Annotated in this window: 23 protein-coding genes; 10 read left to right on the top strand and 13 right to left on the bottom strand. The window is 66.9% G+C overall.

Annotated features, from left to right (window positions below):
• Nucleotides 1–104 precede the first annotated feature (104 nt).
• Both ACWDOP_RS02680 and ACWDOP_RS02675 read left to right on the top strand, forming a co-directional pair.
• On the top strand, nucleotides 105–2,459 hold the full coding sequence (locus tag ACWDOP_RS02680) for an arylsulfatase (RefSeq protein WP_456343594.1): 2,355 nt from the start codon (nucleotides 105–107) through the stop codon (nucleotides 2,457–2,459).
• Between the two features lie 305 nt (nucleotides 2,460–2,764).
• Nucleotides 2,765–3,250 carry a hypothetical protein gene (locus tag ACWDOP_RS02675; RefSeq protein ID WP_456343593.1) on the top strand — a complete coding sequence of 162 codons (486 nt, stop codon included), beginning with the start codon at nucleotides 2,765–2,767 and terminating at the stop codon, nucleotides 3,248–3,250.
• Nucleotides 3,251–3,402: 152 nt separating this feature from the next.
• Here ACWDOP_RS02675 and ACWDOP_RS02670 read toward each other — a convergent pair whose 3' ends face one another.
• A complete protein-coding gene (locus tag ACWDOP_RS02670) occupies nucleotides 3,403–3,861 on the bottom strand; it encodes a winged helix-turn-helix transcriptional regulator (protein WP_456343592.1) in 459 nt (152 codons plus the stop codon).
• An 83-nt stretch (nucleotides 3,862–3,944) separates the two neighbouring features.
• Here ACWDOP_RS02670 and ACWDOP_RS02665 point away from each other — a divergent pair, with 83 nt between their 5' ends.
• Nucleotides 3,945–5,177, top strand: a complete 1,233-nt coding sequence (locus ACWDOP_RS02665) for an MFS transporter (protein WP_456343591.1) — start codon at nucleotides 3,945–3,947, stop codon at nucleotides 5,175–5,177.
• 126 nt (nucleotides 5,178–5,303) lie between these two features.
• Here the strand turns inward: ACWDOP_RS02665 and ACWDOP_RS02660 are convergent, their stop codons facing one another.
• The 3 genes from ACWDOP_RS02660 to ACWDOP_RS02650 all read right to left on the bottom strand — a co-directional run bounded on the left by ACWDOP_RS02660 (nucleotide 5,304) and on the right by ACWDOP_RS02650 (nucleotide 7,564).
• Entirely contained in the window at nucleotides 5,304–5,867 is a 564-nt protein-coding gene (locus ACWDOP_RS02660; protein ID WP_456343590.1) for a GNAT family N-acetyltransferase, read from the bottom strand.
• 48 nt (nucleotides 5,868–5,915) lie between these two features.
• Nucleotides 5,916–6,479 (bottom strand): suppressor of fused domain protein, encoded by a 564-nt coding sequence (locus ACWDOP_RS02655; RefSeq protein ID WP_456343589.1) that lies wholly within the window; start codon nucleotides 6,477–6,479, stop codon nucleotides 5,916–5,918.
• A gap of 131 nt (nucleotides 6,480–6,610) precedes the next feature.
• Nucleotides 6,611–7,564: a helix-turn-helix transcriptional regulator gene (locus ACWDOP_RS02650; RefSeq protein ID WP_456343588.1), complete on the bottom strand. Its 954-nt coding sequence runs from the start codon at nucleotides 7,562–7,564 to the stop codon at nucleotides 6,611–6,613.
• Between the two features lie 63 nt (nucleotides 7,565–7,627).
• Here ACWDOP_RS02650 and ACWDOP_RS02645 point away from each other — a divergent pair, with 63 nt between their 5' ends.
• Nucleotides 7,628–8,770, top strand: a complete 1,143-nt coding sequence (locus tag ACWDOP_RS02645; protein ID WP_456343829.1) for an epoxide hydrolase family protein — start codon at nucleotides 7,628–7,630, stop codon at nucleotides 8,768–8,770.
• Between the two features lie 102 nt (nucleotides 8,771–8,872).
• Entirely contained in the window at nucleotides 8,873–9,346 is a 474-nt protein-coding gene (locus tag ACWDOP_RS02640) for an adenylate kinase (protein ID WP_456343587.1), read from the top strand.
• Nucleotides 9,347–9,509: 163 nt separating this feature from the next.
• On the opposite strand, the gene ACWDOP_RS02635 is transcribed toward ACWDOP_RS02640, so the two are convergent.
• The 4 genes from ACWDOP_RS02635 to ACWDOP_RS02620 form a co-directional block, all read right to left on the bottom strand.
• The gene (locus ACWDOP_RS02635; RefSeq protein WP_456343586.1) at nucleotides 9,510–10,295 is read right to left on the bottom strand and encodes a hypothetical protein; all 786 of its coding nucleotides are present in this window, start codon (nucleotides 10,293–10,295) and stop codon (nucleotides 9,510–9,512) included.
• 45 nt (nucleotides 10,296–10,340) lie between these two features.
• Complete coding sequence (locus ACWDOP_RS02630) at nucleotides 10,341–11,507, bottom strand: hypothetical protein (protein WP_456343585.1); 1,167 nt, start codon at nucleotides 11,505–11,507, stop codon at nucleotides 10,341–10,343.
• A 146-nt stretch (nucleotides 11,508–11,653) separates the two neighbouring features.
• The gene (locus ACWDOP_RS02625; protein WP_456343584.1) at nucleotides 11,654–11,968 is read right to left on the bottom strand and encodes a hypothetical protein; all 315 of its coding nucleotides are present in this window, start codon (nucleotides 11,966–11,968) and stop codon (nucleotides 11,654–11,656) included.
• A 92-nt stretch (nucleotides 11,969–12,060) separates the two neighbouring features.
• Nucleotides 12,061–12,654 carry an IS5 family transposase gene (locus ACWDOP_RS02620; protein ID WP_456343583.1) on the bottom strand — a complete coding sequence of 198 codons (594 nt, stop codon included), beginning with the start codon at nucleotides 12,652–12,654 and terminating at the stop codon, nucleotides 12,061–12,063.
• Between ACWDOP_RS02620 and ACWDOP_RS02615 the strand changes: the two genes are divergently transcribed.
• On the top strand, nucleotides 12,638–12,802 hold the full coding sequence (locus ACWDOP_RS02615) for a hypothetical protein (protein ID WP_456343582.1): 165 nt from the start codon (nucleotides 12,638–12,640) through the stop codon (nucleotides 12,800–12,802). The two genes, ACWDOP_RS02620 and ACWDOP_RS02615, sit on opposite strands and share 17 nt — an antisense overlap.
• 127 nt (nucleotides 12,803–12,929) lie before the next feature.
• On the opposite strand, the gene ACWDOP_RS02610 is transcribed toward ACWDOP_RS02615, so the two are convergent.
• The 4 genes from ACWDOP_RS02610 to ACWDOP_RS02595 all read right to left on the bottom strand — a co-directional run bounded on the left by ACWDOP_RS02610 (nucleotide 12,930) and on the right by ACWDOP_RS02595 (nucleotide 15,867).
• Nucleotides 12,930–13,319: a hypothetical protein gene (locus ACWDOP_RS02610; protein WP_456343581.1), complete on the bottom strand. Its 390-nt coding sequence runs from the start codon at nucleotides 13,317–13,319 to the stop codon at nucleotides 12,930–12,932.
• A 17-nt stretch (nucleotides 13,320–13,336) separates the two neighbouring features.
• Entirely contained in the window at nucleotides 13,337–13,822 is a 486-nt protein-coding gene (locus ACWDOP_RS02605; protein WP_456343580.1) for a hypothetical protein, read from the bottom strand.
• A gap of 9 nt (nucleotides 13,823–13,831) precedes the next feature.
• A complete protein-coding gene (locus ACWDOP_RS02600) occupies nucleotides 13,832–14,359 on the bottom strand; it encodes a transposase (protein WP_456343579.1) in 528 nt (175 codons plus the stop codon).
• Nucleotides 14,360–14,646: 287 nt separating this feature from the next.
• The gene (locus ACWDOP_RS02595) at nucleotides 14,647–15,867 is read right to left on the bottom strand and encodes a helix-turn-helix domain-containing protein (RefSeq protein ID WP_456343578.1); all 1,221 of its coding nucleotides are present in this window, start codon (nucleotides 15,865–15,867) and stop codon (nucleotides 14,647–14,649) included.
• A 170-nt stretch (nucleotides 15,868–16,037) separates the two neighbouring features.
• Here ACWDOP_RS02595 and ACWDOP_RS02590 point away from each other — a divergent pair, with 170 nt between their 5' ends.
• The 4 genes from ACWDOP_RS02590 to dnaN all read left to right on the top strand — a co-directional run bounded on the left by ACWDOP_RS02590 (nucleotide 16,038) and on the right by dnaN (nucleotide 18,380).
• Nucleotides 16,038–16,274 carry a MarR family transcriptional regulator gene (locus ACWDOP_RS02590; RefSeq protein ID WP_456343577.1) on the top strand — a complete coding sequence of 79 codons (237 nt, stop codon included), beginning with the start codon at nucleotides 16,038–16,040 and terminating at the stop codon, nucleotides 16,272–16,274.
• Nucleotides 16,275–16,309: 35 nt separating this feature from the next.
• On the top strand, nucleotides 16,310–16,534 hold the full coding sequence (locus ACWDOP_RS02585) for a hypothetical protein (protein WP_456343576.1): 225 nt from the start codon (nucleotides 16,310–16,312) through the stop codon (nucleotides 16,532–16,534).
• A 347-nt stretch (nucleotides 16,535–16,881) separates the two neighbouring features.
• Nucleotides 16,882–17,256, top strand: a complete 375-nt coding sequence (locus ACWDOP_RS02580; protein WP_456343575.1) for a hypothetical protein — start codon at nucleotides 16,882–16,884, stop codon at nucleotides 17,254–17,256.
• Entirely contained in the window at nucleotides 17,253–18,380 is a 1,128-nt protein-coding gene (gene dnaN / locus ACWDOP_RS02575; protein ID WP_456343574.1) for a DNA polymerase III subunit beta, read from the top strand. Before ACWDOP_RS02580 ends, dnaN begins: the two co-directional genes overlap by 4 nt.
• A 180-nt stretch (nucleotides 18,381–18,560) precedes the next feature.
• Here the strand turns inward: dnaN and ACWDOP_RS02570 are convergent, their stop codons facing one another.
• Entirely contained in the window at nucleotides 18,561–19,163 is a 603-nt protein-coding gene (locus ACWDOP_RS02570) for a TetR/AcrR family transcriptional regulator (protein WP_456343573.1), read from the bottom strand.
• Between the last annotated feature and the right edge of the window lie 48 nt (nucleotides 19,164–19,211).

Below are 19,211 nucleotides of genomic sequence, written 5' to 3'. Positions count from 1 at the left end.
GATGAAGGTGAGAAGAATGCGCTGAAGTGGTTATCGCTGGTCGGGTGCGTTGAGCTTTGTCGGCTCGGTCGACCGAGCCGAACGGAATCGTCGAGGAGCCGCGAATGACGAATTCTGCGAGTCATGACCCACAGAATCTGGATCGGTCGCGACTGCCGATTCCGGATCCGCCATTCCAGGGAACGATCGGCACGACGTACGAGGATTCCGTTCCGGATTGGCCGGATCCGCCGTCAGCTCCGGCCGGCGCGCCCAACGTGGTCATCATGATGCTCGACGACGTCGGCTTCGGGCAGGTCGGGACATTCGGTGGTCCGGTCCCGACCCCCGCTCTCGACAAACTTGCCGAGGCGGGTCTGCGATACAACCGGTTTCACACGACGGCAATCTGCGGGCCCTCGAGGGCCGCGCTGCTGACCGGGCGCAACCACCACAACTGCGGCGCGGGATTCCTCGCGGAGTGGGCGACGGGTTTTCCGAGCTACACCAGTCTGATCCCGAAATCGACCGCGACGATCGGACGGACACTTCGGGAGAACGGCTACAACACCGCCTGGTTCGGCAAGAACCACAACACGCCCGATTGGTTGACCAGCGTGGTCGGCCCGTTCGATCGCTGGCCCACCGGACTCGGCTTCGACTACTTCTTCGGTTTCAACGCGGGCGAGACGAACTCCTTTTACCCGGCACTGTTCGAGAACACGCGCCCGGTGGAGCCCGATCGTGGGCCCGAGGATGGATACCACTTCATGACCGACATCACCGATCGGGCGATCGAGTGGCTGCGCTACGGCAAATCGGTGAACCCGGGCAAGCCCGCTTTCCTCTACTTCGCCCCGGGTGCCATGCACGCTCCCCACCAGGTAACCCAGGAGTGGCGTGACCGGTTCCGCGGGCAATTCGACAAAGGCTGGGATGTCGTTCGTGAGGAGACCTTCCAGCGTCAACTCGCGCTCGGAGTGATCCCACCGGGGACGGTCAACACCCCGCGGCCGGACTGGGTGGACCCGTGGGATTCGCTCTCGGAGGACGAGAAGCGTGTGTGTGCCCGCTTCATGGAGAACTATGCCGGGTATCTCGCGTTCGTCGACCAGGAGTGCGGGCGTCTGATCGACGCCGTCAACGGGCTTCCCGATGCGGACAACACGCTGCTCTGTTTCATCGTCGGCGATAACGGCGCCAGCTCCGAGGGTGGTCCGCGCGGGACCGTGAACGAGATCATGAACCTCAACGGCATTCAGTCCGACGTCAGCGAGATCCTCGCGCGCATCGACGATATCGGCACTCCGAACAGCGAGTCTCACTACCCGATGGGATGGGCCTGGGCGGGCAATGCCCCCTTCCAGTGGGTCAAACAGGTCGCCAGCCATCTCGGCGGCACCCGCAATCCGATGATCGTCACATGGCCCTCCCGCATCACCGAGGCCGGCGGCATCCGCTCGCAGTTCACCCATTTGATCGACATCGTTCCGACCATCCTCGACATCGCGGGAATCCCCGCGCCGGACATGGTCGACGGCATCGACCAGAAGCCGATGGACGGGGTATCGATCGCCTCGACCTTCGATTCAGCGGACGCACGCCCGACGCGATCGCGACAGTATTTCGAGGTCCTGGGCAACCGTGCGATCTATGACGACGGCTGGATCGCCTGCGCCCAGCACACCCGCCCGTGGCGCATGGACATCGCACCGGGGAACTGGGAGGCCGACCGCTGGGAGCTCTACAACCTCGACGAGGATTTCAGCGAGAGCCTCGACCTTGCCGACCAGCACCCCGACAAACTCGCGGAACTGAAAGAGATCTTCGACCGCGAGTGCGTCGCCTACGGGGTCTACCCGCTCGATGATCGTGGCTCGGCGCGGCTCAGCGTCCCCAAGCCCGCGCCAGGCGGAGCAGACCCGAACCGCACTCGGTTCACCTACTACCCGGGCACGTTGCGTTTGCCCGAGACCGCCGCGCCCAATACGAAAAACCGTTCTCACGCAATCGAAGTGATACTCGACGGGCCCGGCGACGGCATTCTGGTCGCCGCAGGTGGATCCTCTGCGGGGTACGTGTTGTACGTGCACGACGGCCGACCTGTCTACCACTACAACTACTTCGGGTCCGAGCGCACGATCATCGAGTCCGATCTGCCCTTGCCCGACGGCCCCTCGACCGTTCGCCTCGAGTTCGTCTATGACGGGGGCGGCCTCGGAAAGGGTGGCGAGGCAACACTGTTCGTGAATGACCAGGTCGGTGCTCGCGACCGGATCGAGCACACCGTCCCCGGACGGTTCGGGATCGACACCTTCAACATCGGCCGCGACACCGGTTCCCCCGTGAGCCCGCAGTACCCCATGCCCTTCGCGTTCACCGGGACGATCCGGCAGGTGGACATCGTGATCGCCGAGCCCGGAGTCAGCACGGACGAGGCACGGCTGCACGCCATGTTCGATGCGGGGAAAGACTATTGACAGCGACGGTCCGGCGACCCGCCACGGCTCAACCGGCGGAGCAGGGATGCCGGCCGTTCACGCTACGAACGAGTGGAGGATGGCGAGACGGACGGTCTGCCTGAACCGCACTACCCTTCCCCCAAATACCCTGTACCGCTCGGCACAACATGCCGTCGCCCTGCTCGAATCCGCCCGCCCCGAACGCCTCGGTCCCAGCGGGACCTACTCGTTCGTGCTCGGGCGCCGACAATACCGGGAGCGGATCTCGTGCCGGGACCCACGCTCGTGTCGGTTCGAGAGCCCAGCTCCCGCATACTCCTGGGATGAGTTCGACAAAGTTCGTAGGGATCGACGGCCTCGGCTTCTGGGCCGTCGACGACGCGCTCGACGTCTGGCTCGCATACCTGGTCGGGCAGATCGAACCAGAATCACTTGCTGACGATCCCTGGTTCGGTGGGGTACACGATCAATGGCGGCGGGCCGCCGCACTCGATGATCATGGGGTGACCATGGTCATCGACAACGAACGTCAGCGGGACCTGATCCGCGCGTGCGCGCGAGCTGCTCGCAGCGCCGCGGTCGACGGTGGCGATATCGGTCCGGATCGGTTGCGGCAGTGGCTGATTCTCGATGGAACGGCTGTCTCGGATGGATTTGCCCGGCATCCGGAGGGAGTTGTGCTCACTCGCATCCTCGAGGTCGCGGACGGATTCATCGCGCTCCTGGAGGGCCGTTTGGAGCCGGCTCCCGACGGTAGCCGGTGGCACCTCGGGACCGGTGAAGGGATGCGCACGATCGCGCACCAGTGAGCGGTACGGGACCCAACCTGCTTGAGGCGTCGATCTACCGGGGATGTCGGTTGTTCACGCTACGAACGATCCCGGCGCGGCGGTCGTGTGCGCGGCGCCGCCGATCGACTGATAACTGGCACACCCCGCGCTGACCCGCGCGGGGTGAACAGCTACCGAACTTTCTGCACGTGGGTGTTGTCGGCATCGAGAACGGTGCCGTCGACGCCGACCGGCGCGACGTCCGGGACCGGAGCGCCGTGCTCGTCGACCAGAGTGGAGTGGACCTCGCCGGGGGCGAACGCGTGGCGTTCTCCCCATTGGCGCAGGGTGAGAATGACCGGGAACAGGTCGCGCCCGGCGTCGGTGAGCACGTACTCCTGCCGACGACCCGACGCCGCGGTGCGCTGGGCCAGCAGCCCGTGCGCGATCAGCTTGTGCAGGCGGTCGGTGAGGATGTTGCGGGCGATCCCGGTGCGTCGCTGAAACTCGGTGAACGACCGCACCCCGTCCATCGCATCGCGGATGACCAGCAGGCTCCACCGGTCGCCGACCAGGTCGAGCGCGCGAGCGGCGGGGCACTCGGGGTCGGTCCAATCGAGGTTGGGAGCGCGAACGGCGCTGCGCGACATGACACCTCCCGATGAGTTGCGGATTGCAACCATTATGACTTACCTTCGAAACAGTTGCAATTCGCTACTGATTGAGGGCTGTTATGAACATGTGGCGTCGGTTGCTGCTCGCCACGGTCTGTGGTGTCGCCGTGGCGAGTATCTATGCCGCGCAACCGGTTCTGGCATCGATGGGCCACGATCTCGGCCTCTCGCCCGGCCTTGCCGGGTGGGTCGTCTCGATCGCCCAGTTCGGTTATCTGATCGGGTTGGTCCTGCTGGTGCCGCTCGGTGATGTGGTGGCCGACAGACGTCGGCTCATGGCTGTGCATCTGGCGCTCACAGCGGTGGGCATGATCCTGACGGCCTCGGCGTCGACCGGGTGGGTGGCGTTCGCGGGGTTAGCGGCGGCCGGGTTGTTCGCGGTCGTGGTGCAGACCACCGTGGCCTACGCGGCGTCGGTCTCCCCGCCGGCCGAACGTGGACGCACCATCGGCATCGTGACCTCGGGCGTCGTGGTCGGTATCCTCGGCGCGCGGGTCGTCGCCGGCATGCTCGCCGACCTGTGGGGCTGGCGCAGCATCTACATCGCGCTCGCGGTGCTCTCACTCACACTCGCGGCCCTGGTTCCCGCCGTACTGCCGCGGGAAGACCGCCCGCACCGCCTCACGGGATACCGCAGAGCCGTCTTCTCACTCGGCGGACTGTTCACCAGCCGCACCTTCCTGACACACGGAGTCATCGCGTTCTTCCTGTTCGCCTCGTTCGGAACTCTGTGGAGCGGACTGTCTTTGCCGCTGTCGGGCGCGGGATGGCAGCTGAGCGAGACGCAGATCGGCCTGTTCGGCCTCGCCGGGCTCGCCGGCGCACTCGGCGCCGCACGCGCGGGACGATGGGCGGACGCGGGACGGGCCCGCCTGGTCTCCGGCCTCGCGCTCGTCCTGCTCATCGGCTCGTGGGTGGCGACCGCGCAGCTGGCATGGTCCCTGTGGACCGTCGTCATCGGAATCGTGGTGCTCGACTTCGCGGTTCAGGCCGTGCACGTGAGCAACCAGCACGTACTCACCGCCTCGTTCCCGGAACGCCTCAGTAGCGTGATAGGCGGCTACATGGTCTTCTACTCCCTCGGCTCCGCCCTCGGCGCGGCCACCACCACCGCCGTGTTCACTGCCCACGGCTGGGTGGGCTCGAGCCTGCTCGGCGCCGGATTCGCCATTTGTGCGCTCTTGGTCTGGGCGACTGACAGACGAATCCCCCTCGGCGGCGGAGACTTTCGATACGAGACAACAGATACGCGCCGACCGCAGGCGGCAATGAACTGCTCGAGCCGTACGTAGTGAATAACCCCGCAGCTTTCGAGCTACCCCGCGTGCTCGGTGCGCTGTGCGGGGGGACCTATCGACAAGCGGTCGGCCGACACCGCGCGGCCTCGATACCCTTTCACACCTGCGCCCGTATGCTGCTCACGCCGCGAACGAGTGGAGGCTTGCCAGGCAGAGAGTCTGGGTGTTGTCGAACCACTCGAACGTCTGGACCGGCCGGAAGCCGAGGCGTACCGCAAGTGCGAGAGAGCGTTCGTTCGCGGACTCGGTCGAGATCAGGACTGGCTGGTCCGGGAGTTCTTGTGCCGCAGCGCGCAGCAACGCGGCGGCGGCCTCCCGTGCCAAGCCGGCTCCCCAGACTTCGGGCAGCATCAGGTAGCCCAGTTCCAGTTCTTCGCCGGTCTCGGTGACGTGGCCGGGCCAGTCGGACGGGCGACGTTTGAGCTCGAAAGTTCCGAGCAGATCGTCGGTGAACCGATCGGCGACGATGAAGGATCCCGGCGCAGCGGTAGCGTGTGCGGCGCCGCCGAGCTCGTCGAGGTATCGCTCGACACGCTCGCGTGGCAGCGCACCTCCGATGTGGGCTCCGACTCGCGGGTCTGTTCGCAGTTCGATCAGTCCTTCCCGATCGGTGTCCTGCGCTTTGCGCAGTAGAACTCGCTGCGCCTCGATCCTGTCGACGGTGATCATCGCCAACTGCTCCATATGGCCCCCTTGCTGATTCGGATCACACACGACGCTACGGATGTCGGCTCATACCGCGGATTCGCGACGAACATCGAGGATGTTCGTCCGGTTGAGCCTGAAGACGTCGAAGAGCTCGTCCGGGCCTTCCTCCTTCACGAAGTCGATCTCGTACTCGGTGACGGGTACCAGGGTGATGATCTGGAGGGCCGGGGCGGCGTGGCTCGGGAAGAGGTTGAAGGCCTCGTCGTGAATGGGGCTGGGGTGGCCGATCAAGCCGACGATCTGGGTGCCCTGGACGATCGGCTTGTTGTTACTGAACACCCCTCCGTACTCGAAGCCTTGTCGGTGCTTGATGGCCGCCGAAGCCATCGAGTCCACGAAGTAGTGGGCGATGTGCTGCTGGTCCGAGCGGAGCGAGCAGACGAGCTCCTGCGGCAGCATGGATGTGATCGATTGGAACCGCAGGCCATTGGTCACCACCGTGGTGACGGGGGGATCCGCGTTGTCGTAGAAGGTCAGGTCGTAGCCGCGGTGCCCGGCTTCCGACTCCCCCGACTCGACACGCTGTACAGGGCCCAGGCGCTGCTCGAGATGATCGAGCAAGTTCGCGGGTTTCGGTGCTTCCGGCATGCCTTCGTCCTCTCGAATGCGATGTGCGCGATCGAGATTGCCGTACGGCCCGTGATCCCGCCCGAGCCCACCTTCGCATACCGGCTATCGAGATCGATTCGGGATCGGCGAGGTCCGACCGGGTCCTGTTCTCACGCACCACCCGCCGCGCGGTGGAACCTCGTCGTCAGGCGGGCGAACGCCGCCGCGAGCTCGTCTCCGTCGATCACCTCGAGATCGGCGTCGAGCTGAGTCAGCAACAGCGCGAGTCGATCCGGGTCGGTGGCCCCCATCTCGACGCGACATGTGGACTCGTCGACCACCTCGATGTCGACCGGGATCGGGATCTTCGCGGCGACCTCGGCGGCGGGCGCATGCACGAGAACCCGGGCGCGATACGTCCAGGCCGCCTTGCTGACCCGACCGACAACGTAGGCGACGGCATCATCCTGCGGGATCTCGCGCGGCCGGAACCGCGCACCCGTCGGTGTGGACGGCCCCATGCGGTCGACGCGGAAGATCCGCCAGTCGTCGCGGTCCAGATCCCACGCGAGCAGGTACCACAGCGGACCCCAGCTCACGAGCCGATGTGGTTCGGTGTGGCGGGCCACCGGACCGGCTCCGGACCTGGTGTACCCGAACCGGAGTCGCTCGTGGCCGCGGATCGCGGCGGCGACCGTGCCGAGCACCGAGAGATCGAGTGGCGGACCGGCCTCCGGGACGACGCTCGTCGCCTCGCGGACCGCCTCGACGCGCCGCCGCAGGCGGGACGGCAGTACCTGCTCCAGCTTCGCGAGCGCGGTGAGCGCTGTCTCCTCGACCCCGAGCCCCTGGGTCGCGACCGCGCCCAGTCCGACCGCGACGGCCACGGCTTCGTCGTCATCGAGCAGCAGCGGGGGCATGGCCGTCCCGGCCGCGAGCCGGTAGCCGCCCGTCACGCCCGGGCGCGCGTCCACGGGATAGCCCAGCGACCGCAACCTACCGATATCGGCGCGCACGGTCCGCGTGCTCACCTCCAGGCGGTTCGCGAGCTCTCCGCTCGTCCAATCCCGTTTGAGCTGGAGCAATGACAGTAGTTCGAGCAACCGGGCCGAGGTCTCCAACATGTTTTTGATCATCCCAGCTATTGCGGAAGCTATGTTTCCGCAATACCTGGGACCGTGGGCGTCATGATCGAATCCAACGCACTCACCCCGTTCCGCATCGCCGTCGCGCAGGCCGACATCGATGATCTGCACGACCGTCTGACACGTACGCGGTGGCCTGTCGCCGTGCCGGGGCGAGACGATCGCGCCGACTTCAGCCGGGGCATCCCGCTCGTGTATCTGCAGGAGCTCGCCAAGTACTGGCGGGACAGTTTCGACTGGCGTGCCCGGGAAGCCGAACTCAATGAGTACCAACAGTTCACGACGATCGTCGACGGCCAGAGATTCCATATCGTCCATGTGCGATCGGAGAATCCGCACGCCACCCCGCTGCTGCTCAACCACGGCTGGCCGGGCTCATTCGTCGAGTACCAGCGGCTCATCCCGCTGCTGACGGGCGAGTTCCATGTGGTTATCGTGTCGCCGCCCGGCTTCGGGTTCTCGACGCCGCTGTCGGCGCCCGGCTGGGAGCTGGCGCGAACGACGGACGCCTTTGCCGAGATCATGACGCGTCTGGGTTACGAGAGGTTCGCGGCCCACGGCACCGACCTCGGTTCCGGAATCACCGCTCGCCTCGCCGCGCTCTACCCGGAACGCGTGATCGGCACGCATACCGGCGCGGATCCCAGGTTGCTCGGGTTGGTCGGCGTCAAGTTCTCCGTCCCGGATGGTCTGTCCGAGAACGAGATCGCCCAACTCGAGGCGCTGCGTATGGAAGCCGTCGCAGAGCGCGGCTATCTGGAGATGCAGAACCACCGCCCCGACACGATCGGCCCGGCGCTCACCGACTCACCGGTCGCGCAGCTCGCGTGGATCGCCGAGAAGTTCAAATCCTTGGCCGCCGGCGACAAACGGACGCCGGACGAATCGGTCGACCGCGACCAACTCCTCGCCAACATCAGCCTGTACTGGTTCACGCGCAGCGGTGAGTCGAGCGCGCAGTTCTACTACGAGGCCGAGCACTCCGGACTCGACCTGCTCATGCCGTCGGGCGTGCCTGCCGGGTGGGCGGTGTTCGGCACCCACCCGCTCGTGCGCCGGACGATGGACCCGTGGAAGGCGATAGGCCACTGGAGCGAGTACTCCGAAGGCGGGCATTTCCCCGCGATGGAGGTGCCGGAACTCCTCGCGGACGACATCCTCGCCTTCTTCCGCGATCTTTCCTGACCCGGTCGGTGCCGCGGCGGGTCGCCGGTTCATCGTTCAGCCGGTGACGGGTTCGGTGGGGAGAATTGCGGCGAGCACACATTCTCCGAACGGGGAGGCGGCATGCAGCGGGTCGTGGTTCTGGGGCGAGGCGGCGCGGGTAAGTCGCGGTTCGCCGCACGGCTGGGGGCAGTCACGGGCGTGCCGGTCATCGAACTGGACAAGCTCTTCTGGCCGCCGGACCTCACTCCCCTGCCCGCGCACCGGTGGCGCGAGATCCAGCAGCAACTCGTCAGCGAGAAAACATGGATTCTCGACGGCGACCTCGGCCCCTACGACGTCCTCGAGGTTCGCCTCGCACCGGCCGATACCGTTGTGGTCCTGGACTTTTCGCTGTGGCGCTGCGCATGGCAAGCCGCTCGCCGTTCACAGGAGAACCTGGCCTTCTGGAGCTGGGTCGTCACCTACCGGCGCCGCAGCCTTCCCGCGATCATGGCCGCGCTGCGGGAGCATGCTGGGACGGCCGAGATCCATGTTCTGCGCGGGCCCGACCAGCTCGCGTGTTTTCTTGCCCGGGCCGCGCGTCCGTGGGAGTGAGCCGCGAAGCGCTCCGAGCCGCGGTGAGGGCGCGGCCGAGGTTCCCCCACGGTCCGTGACTCCGCCCGTGCCCACCTTCGCATGTCTGCCATCGAAGACCCGGAGTGGATTCGGGCTCGGTCGGGGTTCGACCTCCGAAGTCGAACAACAGCTCGACACAGGCCTATCTCGGCCCCCGACTTCGCTTCCCTCCGAAAATCGCGTACCAGAAACCGGCGACCAGGACCACCGGCGCGAGCGGTACCAGGGGAGTGAACACCACTATGGCCGCTGCCAAGACCAGAGTGCCCAGAATTACCAGCAGAGCTCTGCCGTATCCGAATCGCGGACTCGGTACCGGATCGGGTGCGGGCTTGGGCCGGGGGATCATGGAATGGCGGGGCTGGGTGGTGCGGACGGTGGCGAGCTGGTGCAAGTCGTCGAGGAGCGTGCGGCCGAATTCCGTACACTCGCAGCGGGATTCATGATGCGATCGGTCGCGTTCCAGAGACAACACCGCACCGATGGTATCCAGCCGTCCGAGATCGAGTAGTTCGTCGCGGCCGACCTGGTAGGTCGTGAAGGTCTGCATCTCGTCCTCCCGCCGGGCGGTGTACAGCACTCCGTCCTGCCCGAGCACAGAGATGCGGGTCCACTCCCAGGTCGTCTGTCCCTCCCGTTCGGTACCGCGCATCATCCGATAAGCCCGGAGGTACCAGCCCAGTGGACCAACCTCGGGCAGCGTTACGTCGAACGGGACGCCACGGTGCAGCAGCTGCGGTGCCACGTCCGCGGCCAGACGCGTGATGTCGGTCAGGCGGTCGGCGGAGACGGTGCGTTCGTAATCATCCATCGAGAGAGCCTTCCGGATTTGGCGCCCCTTGATCGCTTCGCGTGCGAGGTTACTGAGTGCCCCGGCCCGCCGGGCGAAATCGGTCACCTCACAGCCGTCGTGCGCCAGATACATCACCTTGCGACGGAGGCGTACACGCCCCCGTCGAGGGGAGTAGTCGCGCTACGTGGACGGGGGCAGGTTGTCCTGCAGGACGGTCACGACACGCGTGAGCTCGTCGCAGAGCTCGGTTCGAGAGTGGGATTCGGTCAGGGAGGCCTCGAACTTCAGGGTGCGACCTCCCTGGAGCGGGATGTTGGCCGGCCCCGGCAGCTCGAAGACAAGGACGCAGAAGAGGTCCGATGAGCGCCAGTGGGCTTGGACCGCATGCCGATTCCCGATCGTGACCGGTGCCGGATTCACGTAGTTGTCGTACACGGACCATTCGAACGGGGCCGCGTGGGAGTGGGCGTTGATGTGGTACCAGGCGCCGCTCCAGAAGCACTGCTTGCTGTCGTTTGGTCCCGGAGTGTTGATTTCCGACCGCGCCTCGAGCCCGGCGGCGGCCAGGCTCCGCTGCGGGATCGAGCATGGATCCCATACCGCAGCCGGGCGAGCCGTCGTTGTGCTGGGTGCGGTGGTCGAGCGGGTGTGCGACGGCTCTGTCAGCATTGCCTTCGGCAGGTCGGAAGGTGCCTGCAGGGCAAGGGCTTTGGCGATGGAACGGGCACCGATCTCCAGTTCGGCGCGCAGCTCCGGCGAGCCGGCAGCGGTCGGCACGGCGGGGTTTCCGGACCAGTCCCTCCCCGAAGTCTGCACCTTCACGGTCAGGTTGCCGATAACGAATTCGACCGTGGCCCGTGTCATTTCCATCGAAGTGACCGGCTCGAGCCAGGTGACCGCATCCTGCCCGATCCCTACGGCGGGTGTCGGCCGCGGGGATCGCCGCTCGGAGGATCTGCGCTCCATTAGACTGCGGGTCGGTTCGCCCGCGATGGTGGGCGCCAGCGATACGAAGTAGGAGATCGAGTAGTTCCGCCACATCGGCGCCCGCTGGTTCGGGAATGGTTGGCGGAGAACCGACTCCCCGAACTGCCGGTCACACTGCAGGTGCTGGCTTCTCGGGCTGAGACTTCGCGGGTCGTCGTCGGTTTCACCGGGCTGGCTGGGCAACGCGCCCACGAAGGCGGCGATGGCCTGCTCTGCCGGCCTGACCGCCGCAGCACACGTCTCGGGCACTTCGGTGAAACCCACCCCGTACTGCGGTGCGGTCGAACAACCCGCAATCCCCAGCGTCGAGACCAGCAGCGCCGAAACGCCGTGCATCATGCGGACGCGACCGCTCACCATCACTACCCCCCTGCGCAACGACCAACCCACGGCTCGCCGCGATTCGGCCAATCTACGGTATCGATGCGCGGTCAACCATCGACGCCGCCGGGATCGCGCCGAATCGAGTCGATCGGTGTCCGATCGCCCATCGGCCGGAGTTCAGGTCAGGGCATCGGCGGATAGCCGGATGGCGGCGGCTGCTGCTGCGGGTACGAGGGCTGCTGCTGATAGCCGTACGGGGCCTGGTTCGCCGGGCCCGGCTGTGGATAACCTTGCGGAGTGTACTGGCCGGGGTGCGGAGTCCATTGCTGTTGCGGCGCATAGGGTCCCGGCTGCGCGGGTGGGCCCGGCGGGTAGCCCGGGTAGCCGGTGCCGGGTGGATAGGGCGGGCGTTTGGATGAGGTTGAGGATTTGATGGCGAGCACGATCCCCGCCGCCAGCAAACCGAAGAAGCACAAGCCCCCGAGAAGTTCGAACATGCACTCACCCTTGCATATCGCCGTATTACTCAGCTGAATCCGCCCGTGCTGTTGGACACGGACCAAGACTAGGCGGTGTTTTGAAAGTCGGTTTACCGTAGCCATTGGTTGATGGCGGCGATGTGGATCGTGGCCAGGTAGCGGACGGCGAGTTTGTCGAATCGTGTTGCCACAGCGCGGTGTTGCTTGAGCTGGTTGATGCCGCGCTCGACGGCGTTGCGGTCGCGGTAGATCTCGGGGTCGAACGCTGGTGGCCGCCCGCCACCCGAGCCGCGGTTGCGGCGTTTGGCGAGTTGATCGACCGGGATCGGGATGGTCGCCCGGATGCCACGTCGGGCCAGATAGGCGCGGTTGGCGCGAGAGGAGTACGCCTTGTCGGCCAAGACCCGATCTGGACGAACCCGCGCCCTGCCCGGCCCGAGGCGCGGCACCCAGATCGCCTCCAGTACCGCGCTCATGCGCGGACTGTCGGCGGCCTGGCCACTGGTCAGCACCACCGCCAACGGCCGTAGTCCCTGCTCGTAGGCCACATGCAGCTTGGTGCCCCACCCGCCACGCGAACGGCCGAACCCGTGATCGTCGGGCTCGAGGTAGACCCCGCCGGGCGGTTCGACCTGCCGGGCACCCTCGCGGCGGGCCCCGGCGGCGTGCTGATGAGCCCGCGCGATCGTGGAATCCACACTCACCTGCCAGCAGATCGTGCCGCTGGCAGACGGCGGCTGGCAAGCGCCCGCGCCCGAGGTGGACCGGGCGATACCCGATCTCCTGGATCGGTTTCCGGTCGCGGCCGCGGCCTTGGCGACTCAGCTCGGAATGTCGCCGGCGCTCGGCTGACCCGCATGGTCGAGGACGCGGATCAGGCCCGGCAGGTACTTGCCGGGCCTGATCTGTTGTCTCACGGCCGAATACATCGCGGGGCCGCCGCGAGCTCGGCGCCGTCGGGGCCCGCGGCGGACCGGGATCAGCTGCCGATGTAGCGCTTGATGATGCCCTGGAGGGATTGGGTGTCGACGATCTCGACCGTGGTGGAGGCCGTGTGCTCGCCCTGCTGGGCTTTGATGACGTACTTGCCGGACCGGGTCGGGGTCCACACCAGGTTGTAGGAGTCGCAGCAGCCGCCGGTGGGCAGGACCGTGCCGAGCGCTTCGCCATTGGCGGTGAGGGTGATCGGGGTGGCGTAGTCGATCAGCGATCCGGCGGAGATCTTGCAGGATTCGCCGGTGAACGCGCAGCCGTAGCGTGAGTTGCCCGAACTCACGACGCTGAGGGTGAAGCTCGCCGCGTCGGCGGCGCCGCTGGTCAGTGGGATGGCGGCGGCCAGCAGGGCCGTTCCGAAGGCGGTGCGTCGCATAGTCTTTCTCATCCCTGTCAGAAGTCCGGCATGCAGATGACGCCGGAGCCGACGGCGCTGGAGCCCGCGTCACAGAGGGCTTTGCCGGTGAAGTTCTTGGCTCGCAGCCAGAGCGCCTCCGGCGAGGCATTGTCGATGATGCGGACGGTGACGGTTTCGCTCGCTGCGCCCTGTTTGGCGTCGATGACGTAGTTCCCCGCCTTCTTGGGCGTCCACACCACGACGAGCTTGCCCGCCGAACTGGTGCCCGGGCTCGGCACCGGCATCTCGGAAATGAGCGCCTGCCCGTTGACCGAAATCGTCACCGGGGCGGCCATATCCCGGACATAGGCGGTCAGCTGACAGGTCTGGCCGGTGGCCTCGCAGGCCAGCAGGTCGGGCCCACCGCCCACCCAAATACCAACGGGCCCCGGTGCGGCCGCGGCGGTTCCGGTCGACAGCGCGACGGCGGCCGCCAGCAGTGCCGTTCCAGCCGCGAATCGGCCGGTCAAACTAGTGGTCATAGCCGAGCATTATTTGTGAAGTAACGTCGTTTTACTGGCGATTCCATGCCCCCGATTCCTTGGGGTTCGCCCCGCCGGCCACACGGTCGAGTCTGCCGCTGCCACCCTGGGCACGCCCCCAAGGGCTGGGTCTGCCCAGGTCCGAGTCCGGGCGATCGTGGAATCCACACTCACCTGCCAGCAGATCGTGCCGCTGGCATCGGCCAACGCTTGCAGCAACTTCAGGATGAAAACCCAGTTCCCGGCCCGCTGCCAGCGCCGGAACATGCCGTAGATCGTCTGCCACGGCCCGTACTCGACCGGCACATCTCGCCACGGCGTCCCGGCCCGGGTGCGCCATCTGATCCCGTCGATGAGTTGGCGTCTGCTCCATTTCGGCGGGCGGCCCGCCTTCTTGCCCCGAGGCAGCAACGGCTCCAACCGCGCCCACTGGGCATCGGTCAGATCCGCCCGCCTCGACACCGCTACGCTGGCCACGAGGTCTCCGGTGTGAAGTTCTGCTTGGTCGCTGAACCATCTACCGGAGACCTCGCCCATTTGCCAACGCGGACAGCGCCTTCCAGCTCACGTTCGGAGGGGCACCGCTACGCGGTGCCCCTCCGAACGACTTTCAAAACACGGCCTAGGGCGCGTAGGCAATGCGGACGGCCGGGAGGCCAGCCGGACACCGGTGATCATGGTCCTCACCATGGAGGACGAAGGCGGTCGCTGGCTGGCCAGTCGGGCGGTCTTTCGCAGTTGAGAAGGCTGCTCGATAAGGGCTCCGTCCAGAGCGTGAATATTCGCGAAGTGACTGTGGTGGACGGTGGTTCGGGTGCGTGCTGTCAGGCAGGCACGACTCCGACGCGCTGTGCGAGCTTGCCCAGGTCGCCGGTCGTGAGGTCCCGTTTGGCCGTGCGCATCATGTGACCCACGAGTTCGCGGACGTGGGCCATGTTGCGGACGTGCTGCGGCGCAGCGTGTTCGGCCCGCAGCAGGGCGTACAGCGAATCCCGGTAGTCGCGCTTCATGGCGTGCGCGCGGCCGATCTCCACGAAGTACTGGGCCTTGCGCCCTTCGGCCGGTAGAGCGTCGGGGGTGAGCGTCGGCGCGAGCGCGAGCACCTGGCCCGGTTCCCGCCGTTCCATGGCCGCCGACATCCGCCACAGTTGGACGTTGGCCGCGCCGAACGTGGGGTTGCGCAGGATCGACGTGCCGGCGGGGGCATCGGCCAGACGGCCCGCTGTTTCTGCCGCCTCGGTCAGGTGGGGTTCGGGATCGCCGCCCAGCGCGGCGGTTACCAGGGACGCCTGGAGGTGGAGCATCCCCAGTCCCTCAACCTCTCCCACTGTTCGCACGTCGGCCGCGATGGACGCCGCCGTCCCTTCGGCATAGTCCAGGGCAGCGGGCAGGGAGCCCGGCCGGGACAGCAGCACCTGACTACGGGTGAAGGCGGTCGCGGCGAGCGCCGCCGTCCCGCCGATGTTGTTCGCCGCCCGCTCCGCCTCGGCCGCCGCCGACCAGGACAGGGCACCATATCCTCGGGCTTTCAGCGCCGCCGCCGTCGTGTGGGCGACCATGCTCAGCACGTCCCAGGACCGATCCCGTTCCGCGGATTCCGCCTCCGCGATATGGCGATAGCAGTCGGTGAGCATCGGCGCGAGCATCGGCCCGAGCGCGGCGTAGTCACACGCGATCCGGAGCCCGGCTGCTCGGCGCGCGTCGGTGGTCAACTGGTCCACGGTTCGGGGCGGGGCGGCGTGGGTCATGTTGCCCCGGGTCCAGATGGCCACCTCGATATCCGGGACAGCCGTGTGGAATCCGGCGGCGGATGGGTCCATGCGCTCTTGCTCGTGTCCGGTGAGGTCGGCCAGGGTCACTCCCAGCGCCTGGGCCAAGGCCACCATGACGCGGCGCGAATCCACCGGGCGCTCGCCGTTCTCGTACTTCGCGATGGCACCACGGGACAGGAACCCGGTCCGGTCGGCCAGCACCTGTTGCGTGATGCCGCGCCGCTTGCGGATGGCCTTGACCTGCCGGCCTATGTACTGGTCTGCGTCGTCCATCTGCGCCGCTCCCTCCGATGCGCCCCGACAAACCACAGGTTACGTGCCCGTGTCCCGCTGCGGGACAGACCGCGAGAGCTTGCCTGCCACAGTCGGAATGCGGATATCCATCTTCGACCGGATGTCATGGACGTCCGCCATTGATGAACACCCGACCCAAGGGGGTACCGATGGCAACCGGGTCCACGGCGGAGGCTGCCGTGCTTGGAGTGCTCGCACCCGGCGGAATGCTCACGGCCATAGAGATCAGCGAGCAAGCACAGATCACCGGATGGTCCACCCGCCGGGCGATCGGACAACTGGAGTCGCGCGGCCTGGTCATGGCGGCGCCGCGCACATCACGCTGGTCGATCACACCGAGAGGGCGCGCCGCCTGGTCCACCAAGTTCCGGCGGTACGTCTCATGAATCCCCGAACACCGAGGCCCGCAAAGGAACCCGGCTTGGAGGGCCGGTACCTCCAGAGCACGGGCGGCGAGTGGTCCGTGGTCGGTGCCGATGGGTGGCCTGTCCCGCCGGACGAATACCTGGAACAGCTGCGAGATCGGGAAGCCGACATCCCGACCGTCGAATCCCCGGGCCTGGTCGTCATCGACGCCGAGCCCACGAGCGTCCGTGAAATTCCTTGGAACCCAACGGACTCCGTCCGCAAGGAACTGGAGAAGTGATCACCTACCTCGCCGCGAACGGCACTGCCCTGATCTGGGGGTTCTGGCGTTCCCAGTTCCCGGCGGCGCGCTCCTGCTGACTACCTTCCGGCCCGAGCGGATTTCGTCGGACCGCCGAGACCGGACTTGGCAGCGTCCTGACCGCCGATAACGTTTGGTTATCGGCGGTCAGAACGGGCTCGATCATTTTGCCGATTTCGCTATTTCGTTTCGTTGGTTTCGTGTTGAAATGACGCAAAGAACGAAACGATATGGCGGCCGCCGATTCACCCATCTCGGACCGCGAGCAACCGCCTCCTTCCGCCCGCTGCGTCAAAAATCTTTTGACGATGCGCTACGCTCGCCTCATGCCCGATCCCGAGCAACCCGAAGCCGAACTCCTTCGAGAGTGGTTGCGGTCGCCGCCGATACCGCCGGTCGAACCGCCACGTGACGATCCGGCCGCCATGGTGCGGGCCGTGCTGGAACGCCTGGTCAGTGGCCATTCCGGAGAACTGGAGGATGCTGTCGTCTACGCCTCGGTCGTGCAGTTGATGGCCGCGCGGACCGAGCTGGACCGGCTCGAGCTCGAACTCATGCGGGCCGCCGGCGACCACGGGCGGAGCTGGACCTGGATCGCCGAGGCGTTCGGGCACCGGTCCAAGCAGGCCGCGCACGCGCGCGCCAGTGCGCTGCACCGCAGGCTCGAACATCGCAACCCGGACGAGGAAGAAGATCGATGAAACTACGTCTCGAACGTGACCGGCTGGTCGAGGCCGTCGCGGTCGTATCGCCCGCGATCCCGCGGCGACCGGCGGTCCCGGTGTTGGCGGGGATGCGGATCCGCGCGAACGAGGATTCGGTGTCGGTCGCCGGATTCGACTACGAAGTTGCCTCTCAGGCGCGGATCGGGAGCGCGGAGGTGCGGGAGCCGGGGGACGTGCTGGTCTCGGGGAGACTGCTCGCCGAGATCGCGAAGGCGCTGCCCGCGCGGCCGGTCGAGCTGTCCGCCAACGACGAGCGGCTCGAAATCGTCTGTGGCCAGTCGCGATTCGCGCTGCCGCTGTTGCCGGTCGAGGACTATCCGGAACTGCCGGCCGCGCCGCCCGTCATCGGTACCGCCGACCACGCGGAGTTCTCGGAGGCGGTCGCACAGGTGGGCGTGGCCGCCGGGAAAGACGACACGCTCCCGATGCTGACCGGAATCAAGATCGAGTTCCACGCCGATGTCCTTCGATTGATCAGCACCGACCGGTTCCGGATCGCGATCCGCGAACTCGACTGGCAGCCCGCAGGTCCCGTCGACGGCGACGCGGACGCCGGTCTGCTCGTGCCCGCCCGAGCCCTGGTCGACACCGCCCGGAGCCTGTCCGGATCGCGCATCGACATCGCCGGTGGCGCGGGACGGAGCATTCTCGGCCTGGCAACCGGGGGCCGCAGTCACACGGTGCGGACCCTGGACCTGCCCTACGCCCCGTACCGGAGCTACCTCGAGGACAAGCGGACCGCGACCGCCCGGCTCGACGCCGCAGCCCTGGTCGAAGCGATCAAGCGCGTCTCGCTGCTCTCGCCGCACGGCGCACAGGTGCAGCTGTCACTCACCGCGGCGGCGGCCAAGCTGGCGGCGGGCGGCGACAACGCGGGCGAGGCCGAGGAGACCCTGGGCTGCGAATTCGACGGTGAGCCACTGGCTGTCGCGTTCAACCCGCGCTACCTGCTCGACGGGCTCACCGCCCTGCGCGCGGGCACGGTGGAGATCGCCTTGAACGGCCCGACACGGGCGGCACACTTCCGCGCGGCCCGCCCCGACTCCGAGACAGGTCACGGGCTCACCTACGTACTCATGCCGGTCCGGCTCGCTGGATAAAGCACCAACTCGCGGCGACAAGGCGGACGTTGCCCCGGGCCGGTACATAGTCCGGGCAGGCCGGAGGCTTCCCCATGGGGAATACGTGCTGGAAACCCTGTCGAATGCTGATCGTGACACCCGATCAGTTGAAACCCTCTGGGCTGCAACCCTATCGACCCCGGTTCCAGACGGCCACGCTCAGGCCGGACGGCGTTGTACGGCATCGGAGACAACCGATGCCACGTACTTCTCGACTGCCGATGGACTCGGCGGACCGGGGTCGCGGTCCGTGAACAACAAGTGCCCGCCGCCGACCAGGGAGAGGGTGAGCGAGTCGATATCGGCGTCGGACGCGATGCGTCCCAGTTCCCGCTCGTCGGTCAGGTAGGTGGAGATCACGGTCGTCGCCTCGCCGAGGATCGCCATGCCGCCGCCGGGCCTGGCCTGACGGAGTCGTGTGCGGAGCTCGTCGCGGAAGGTGATGAGCGGAATGATCGATATCGGGACCGGTCCGAACAGAATGGTCAGGGCGCCGGTCAGATTCGCGACAATCGTGCCGGTGCCGACGGCGGCGCGCAGCACACTCGCCTGAGCTTCGAGGTGCGCGGCGCGATCGAGGACCAGGTCGGTGAGGAAGGCATCGAAGTCGGTGAAGTGCCGGTGCAGAACGCCTTTGGCGCAACCCGCCTCGTCGGTGACGGCCCGGCTGGACAAACCACCGGGGCCATCTCGCAGCAATACGCGTTCGGCGGCATCGAACAGTTGCTGCCGCGCATCGCGCAGATGTACTCCGGTCGGCACTCACGGATCCTCTCGACGCGTCAACCGGCCCGTACCGATTGCCTAGTG

The organism is Nocardia sp. NPDC003693 (assembly GCF_053981095.1).
Note: the sequence above shows the minus strand (reverse complement) of the source record. Positions and strands in the feature narration are given on the sequence as shown.